Origin of the sequence: Rhizobacter sp., from assembly GCA_021153565.1 — a bacterium.
In the GTDB taxonomy this organism is placed as follows: Bacteria; Pseudomonadota; Gammaproteobacteria; order Burkholderiales; family Burkholderiaceae_C; genus Albitalea.
Map to the genome: position 1 here is coordinate 1 of JAJKJU010000325.1, position 5,764 is coordinate 5,764.

The following is a 5,764-nucleotide window of genomic DNA, read 5'->3' on the forward strand; positions in this document are numbered from 1 at the left end:
GCTGTCGGGCGTTCGGGTGGGCTTGCACGACGAGATCTTCCAGGGGCCTCGCCCCGTGCTCGCAGGGGTCGATGCGAAGTCGACGTTCTGCTATCTGCTGGCCGCCGAGACGCACCGCGACGGCGACACCTGGGGCGTGCACCTGATGGACGCCAAAGCGCAGGGCTTGAACCCCGACTACACGATTGCCGACGCGGGACAGGGGGCACGTGTGGGGGCAGCAGATCGCGCTGTCCGGCACGCCCTGCCACGGCGATGTGTTCCACATCCAGCACCAGTTCGAGACCTGGCCAACACGCTCGCGCGCATCGCCCAGGGCGACACGTCACGATGCCGCAAGCTGCAAGCGAAGAAAGCTGCCCTGCCAGGCCATCGTGTCGGGGGAGGTGATTCTTCCGTTCAAGAACTTCACGCTGCGGTCCAAGCACGAACTCCACGCCATGAAGCTCTATCTCTACCTGGCCGCCTGCCGGGACAACGCCAAGGCGTACTCGATGGCGTCCTACGAGACCATCACCGAGCGCATCGGCATTCCTGAGCGCTACATGTAGAGGACTGCATTTGAAAACGGGCAGGACTGCAATCGACGCGATTCGGGGACGGAATTGTCTGCAACCAGCCGGCGCCGCAGGACCGGAATAGCTGCAACTGAGACTGCATTCGATCGCCCAGGACTGCATTGCATCGAGGCGGGACAGGATTAGCTGTCAGCTGCCAGGTGACGATGGGGAGCACTTCGCATTCCTATGCGCTTCTTGGCGATGGAGTCCTTGTTCGGCTGCGAACGTAATAAGATTCACGGACGTGCAATGCAAAGGAACCAAGCATGGGAACTTGTTTTTCGTCGGCAGCAGCCACAAGAAGCCGGCCGGCCATTGAAGCCTCATCTGCCCAGGCCGAGCCGGCTGCACGTGCCACGCGACCATCGCCGATAGCCAGCCATTCGCTGGTGCATGACCTGCCCGCGCATTCGCATCCCAGTCATGATGCCTCCCTTCGGCCGCGTCAGAGCTTGACACCATTGGCGGGTTCGAATTCGCAAGCCGGAGTGCGCGGCACCGAGCCCGGCTCCGGTTCGCTCGGGGCCTTGCGAATGCTTTGCGATCCTCAACGCATGGGGCTGACCGACGGCTCGGAGCTCGCGCTTGAAGTCGAGGACCCTTACGAGCCCGGGAAAACGGTTCCAAGCCGGAAGGCCCTGAAGGACATGCTTCACGTGATGGGCTTCGATCGGAAGGCTCAAACGGACGCCGGGCGCGGTATGAACACCGCCGGCGTCGCGTTCGCGACCCGGGTCTTCGCCGCGGCTGTGGAGCAGGTCGCGTCCGCGTCTGGGCATGAGACCGCCCTCCTGGCCGTTGCCGCCGCGCTCAAGCACAGCGGCCACCTCGGCGTGTTCCGCCAGCCCGAGAGGACCTCGGAAGGCGAATTCGAACAGAACTTCACGATCCGACTCGGCATCCATGCAAACGACATGGCAGACAGGTTGCACGGGCTGCGGGTCGGCGAGCACGCCTTCTACCTGATCGAAAACGCCTGTTTCGCGGTCCGTTCCTCGCACATGGTCGGCCTGTCCATGTCCATGCTCGATGCCGGCAGGGTACGGGTCAGTCTGGCCAACCCCGCAGACGAGATCGTGGGTCGCTTCGTGGATGTGCCGCTCAGTCACATCAAGCAGGGCTTGCCCGCCTTTTTCTCGGGAGAGGCCTTTAAGGGGATCTGCGCGACCTTCGTGCCGCGATCGGTCGCGGAAATTCCCACCCAGCCGGAGTCGGGCACGATGTTCACGGAATGGATGAAGTCGCTGCACCCGGAAGCGGCGTTGTCGAACACGTACTTCGATGGGAAGCCTTTGATGCAACCGATCCAGAAAGGGGGCGCGTGCACGGTCGAATCGCTCTTTGCGCTTATGACCACTACCTTGCCAAGGGATGCCTACAAGCTGGCCAAGGCGGCTTGCCTGAGCACCGTTCTGGCAATGGGCAACACGACCGGTGTCATCAGCCCCAGGGAATCAGCGCGGCTTGAAGAGCGATTGACATCCGCGTGGCGTGGCATTGGCACCGAACTTCAAACGGAGAAGTTCCTCCCCCGATGGCGTCGACCTACAGCGGCTAGCCAGGCTAGCCTGGCCTCCCGCGTTTGATGCCCGGCCGCTAAAACGGTCGCGCCTGGCGCCCAACGGCTCGATCGTTAGCCTCGCCGCTCTGAGCACGGCTACATATTTTGATGGCGTTGGGTGCGGCGTTGTTGCACGGAACCAAACAAGCAACTCGTTGCGGGTTTCGGTACGAAGTCGCCGGTGCGGTGTGAAGGCGAATGACAAGCAGCAGCCGCACTCTGGATGCCGCTTGAGCCGGCATCAGGGGCGTTTTGATTATTATTTATGCAAGCTGATGTCGATCTGGGCTATACGCCAGTTGGGCGTCAGGGTGGCGGCCGAATTGCGTCAGGGTAGAGTTCAGAAGCGCATTGATTGGCATCGCCCTGCGAAGGTCATAGATTCCAACCTGACAATTTTTCTCGGGATGGCGTCTTTGGCGGGTCAGCGCGTCGGCTACATCCGGGTCAGCAGCCTGGACCACCCGAAGGATTTGGTGGCGCACTTCGACGCCAAGCTGACCGAGATACGGGCGCTGTTTACCGGCACGGCTCGGTGCCCGGCGGACGGCGCAGTTGCGCGACAAGATGCTGGGCAGCCGGGCTGCCGATCCGAGGCCGGCGACTATCAGGTCAGTTGCAGCTAATCCGGTCCTAGCGCCAAGCAATGCAGTCGTGGCCGATGGAATGCAGTCTCAGTTGCAGTTATTGTGGTCCTGACGTGGGCAGCTGGTTGCAGTTAATTCGGTCCTGAAAACGCATCGATTGCAGTCCTCGCCGTTTTCAAATGCAGTCCTCTACAAGTAGGCGGCCATCAGATCAATCAGCAATGCATCGTCCTGCGCGGGTTGCTCCTCACCGCGAAAGCATCGCGCGGCCTCCAGCAGGCGCGAGCGAATGCGATCGGACAGTTCTCGAGTGGCGGCCCGTGTGAACGTCATCACAAGGATTTCGGACGGGACCAGCGGTCGGGCAAAACCATCAGCGTCGCCATGCCCCAGCACGAGCCTCAGGTAGAGCGCCGCGATGGTCCAGGTCTTCCCTGTTCCCGCGCTGGCCTCGATCAGGCGGCTACCCCACAACGGGAAGGTCAATGCGTCCAGCGTCTTACTCATGGGTGCTGACCTCCAGCTGCGCATCCGTGTTCGCGGCCGTGACTGGAATCGGCTGCTTCAGGTCGGGGACCGCATGCAATTCCCAGGTGACGTGAGCGTTGATCCATTGAACGACGGGGTCGAACAGCCGTGAGGCAAGGACGTGGAACCGCCCGTCTGCGCAGAGCGTTTCGTAGTCTGGGTACATGCGCGACAGGCATGCCTCTTCACCCTCGCCGGGAGATCCGCCGCGCGGGAATTGGCTGCCCTCGTAGACGGCAGCCACGTCGCTCGCGCCACCGACCAGCGCCAATGCCGTCCGGCTTGCCAGCGGCAGTGGGGCCGTCATGCCTTCGCGCCACGCTTGCATCAGCGTTGTCAGCGCCGTCACGGCTTCGTCGGCAGGCATGGGTTTGACGGTGACCGTGGCATCACGACCCACGATCACGCCCTGAACGGGCCGGCCGCAAGCACCGGCTGCGATCGTTCGCACCCAAGCTGTGATCAGCTTGTCGGGCCGCACGGCCTTTCGCCGGTCGCACAGCTTGCCCGGAGTCAGTTCCAGCCAGACTCGCAGGCCTGGCTCCTCTTGTGGGGCCTGCAAGCCGTCGAGCCAATCGTTGAGAACCCCTGCTTCGTGTTCGAATCGCAGCGGCTCCTTGTGGGAGGTTTGTGGGTACAACGCCCGGACTTCGCGCCAACGCTGGAGCATCGGGACCAGCGTCTCGACCAACGCGTGTTCGGTTCGCCGACCCTGCTCGGCCATTGGCAAGCGTCCGGCGCGGTGGATGCGCGCCACATGCTCGGCCACCAAGCGCCGCAGGTCGGGCGCGCTGCCATTCACCTCCACGAGGACGTCGTTGATGACCTCATCGAGCAGGCCGTATTCCTGCAGACCATCGAGAGCGAACGGCTCGTCGTCGTCCGCAGCGTCATCGCCATCGCGGAACACGACATCCAGACGCAAGCGGAAGAAGTCCCGCACTGGATTCTTGAGGAAGCGGGCGAGCGCGGCAACGGTCAGCAGCACGCTCGGATCGGCCTCGAACCGCGTCGACGCTGCCGCCACGGCAATGGAAGACGGCAGCGCATGGGCAGCCCGCCACTCGCGTGCATGCGTGAACAGACGCTCACCCTGCTGTGGCGCTTCATCCTGCACTTCGAAGTAACGGCGGCTGAACGGTTGCAGCGGATGTTGGGTGGTTCGCGCGGACAGGACGTCACCGCGCCAACCCGATGCGAGGTAGTCACGCAATTGCGAAACCAGCACCGAAGGTGGCTGCTCGCTGTTGTCGCGCGCGCTGCGGCCGGTCCAGCTGACGTAGAGAACTCGCCGTGCCGACAGGAGGGCTTCGAGCATCAGTTGCCGGTCGTCATCGCGACGCGAACGGTCACCGGGACGCTGATGTCCAGGCAGACCCATGAGGTCGAAATCGCTGCGACTGCTGCTTCGAGGGTAGTCGCCGTCGTTCATGCCCATCAGGCACACAACCTCGAAGGGGATGGCCCGCATCGGCAGCAGCGTACAAAACGTGACTCCACCTGCCCTGAAGCGGCTGGTCAAGGCCGGCTCGTCGATGCCCGACAACCACGCCTCGCACGCGACAGACAGCGAGACAGGTTCATCGAAGCCCGCGGCGTCGCACGCCTCCAACCAGGCTCGCATGGTGTCCTGCAACGCTGCCACCGTCATTCGTTCGCGGTCGTCCGTCGGCGCGATGAAGTCCTCGATCAGCTGCCGTCCGCGTTCGGCCCACTGTGCCGGAGCCGCCGGGGCCGACGCCTGCGCCCACCAACGCACAAGGGCGTCGACCACACCGGCCAGTGAGCCTGCGATCGACGCTTCAAGGCCGCCGACCTCGGCGTACGGCTGGATCTCGTTGAAGGCTGCTCCTGAGCGTGACGCCGCGCTTGGACCGACCGTCTGGCGGCCGTCACCACTTGCATAGCCCATCAGCATGCGTCGCAATCCGAACAGCCAGGTGTTCTGCTCGCCGCAGGCGCCTAACCCCAGCTCCGAGCGCTGCTCGGGATTCAGACCCCATCGGATGCCGGCCCCTTCCATCCACTGGCTCAGGCGGGGCAAGTCTTCGGTTTGAAGGCCGAAGCGCTGCGCCACGGCCGGCACGTCCAGCAGGTCACGAATCTCCGTCAGGCGACAGCGTTGCTGGGGCAGGCGCAGCAGCCATTCCAGCGCCATCAGCAGTGGGTTGTTGCCGCGCTCCTTCAGGTCGGCGATGTCAAACGGGATGAACCGGGGGTCGCGCGTGGGTACTGGCCAAACACCGAGCGGATGGCCGGCGCAAATACTTCGATGTCCGGAACCATCACAACCACATCGCGCGGGGTCAGCGCTGCCTCGGGAGGCGTGCGGGCCAACAACTCCAGAAGTTGGTCGTGCAGGATTTTCGTTCTGAGTTGCTGGGCGAAGCGGTCTTCGAATGGATTCGCCGCCAGCCGCTCCAGCCCCTGGAAGAGGAGGTCTTCCTCGTCCAGAGCAACGGCGTGGCGGAATGGCTCAAGATGCAGCTTGCCTCTCGCGACGGGATCTGCGCTGCCACCCGCGTGGA

At 63.6% G+C, this 5,764-nt stretch carries 3 protein-coding genes and 2 pseudogenes; 3 read left to right on the forward strand and 2 right to left on the reverse strand.

Going from position 1 to position 5,764, the window contains the following annotated elements:
- The first annotated feature begins 209 nt into the window (after positions 1-209).
- The 3 genes from AC30NL_RS20185 (at position 210) to AC30NL_RS20195 (ending at position 2,747) form a co-directional block, all read left to right on the forward strand.
- Positions 210-551, forward strand: coding sequence for a hypothetical protein (locus tag AC30NL_RS20185; protein ID WP_489465775.1), 342 nt, complete (start codon positions 210-212; stop codon positions 549-551).
- A 563-nt stretch (positions 552-1,114) separates the two neighbouring features.
- Positions 1,115-2,146 (forward strand): hypothetical protein, encoded by a 1,032-nt coding sequence (locus AC30NL_RS20190; protein ID WP_489465776.1) that lies wholly within the window; start codon positions 1,115-1,117, stop codon positions 2,144-2,146.
- Between the two features lie 205 nt (positions 2,147-2,351).
- Positions 2,352-2,747, forward strand: coding sequence for a hypothetical protein (locus tag AC30NL_RS20195; RefSeq protein ID WP_489465777.1), 396 nt, complete (start codon positions 2,352-2,354; stop codon positions 2,745-2,747).
- A gap of 156 nt (positions 2,748-2,903) precedes the next feature.
- On the opposite strand, the pseudogene AC30NL_RS20200 reads toward AC30NL_RS20195, so the two are convergent.
- A pseudogene (locus AC30NL_RS20200) lies at positions 2,904-3,215 on the reverse strand (UvrD-helicase domain-containing protein); the annotation flags it as partial.
- A pseudogene (recC, locus tag AC30NL_RS20205) lies at positions 3,208-5,603 on the reverse strand (exodeoxyribonuclease V subunit gamma); the annotation flags it as partial. The pseudogenes recC and AC30NL_RS20200, both read right to left, overlap by 8 nt.
- Positions 5,604-5,764: the final 161 nt, after the last annotated feature.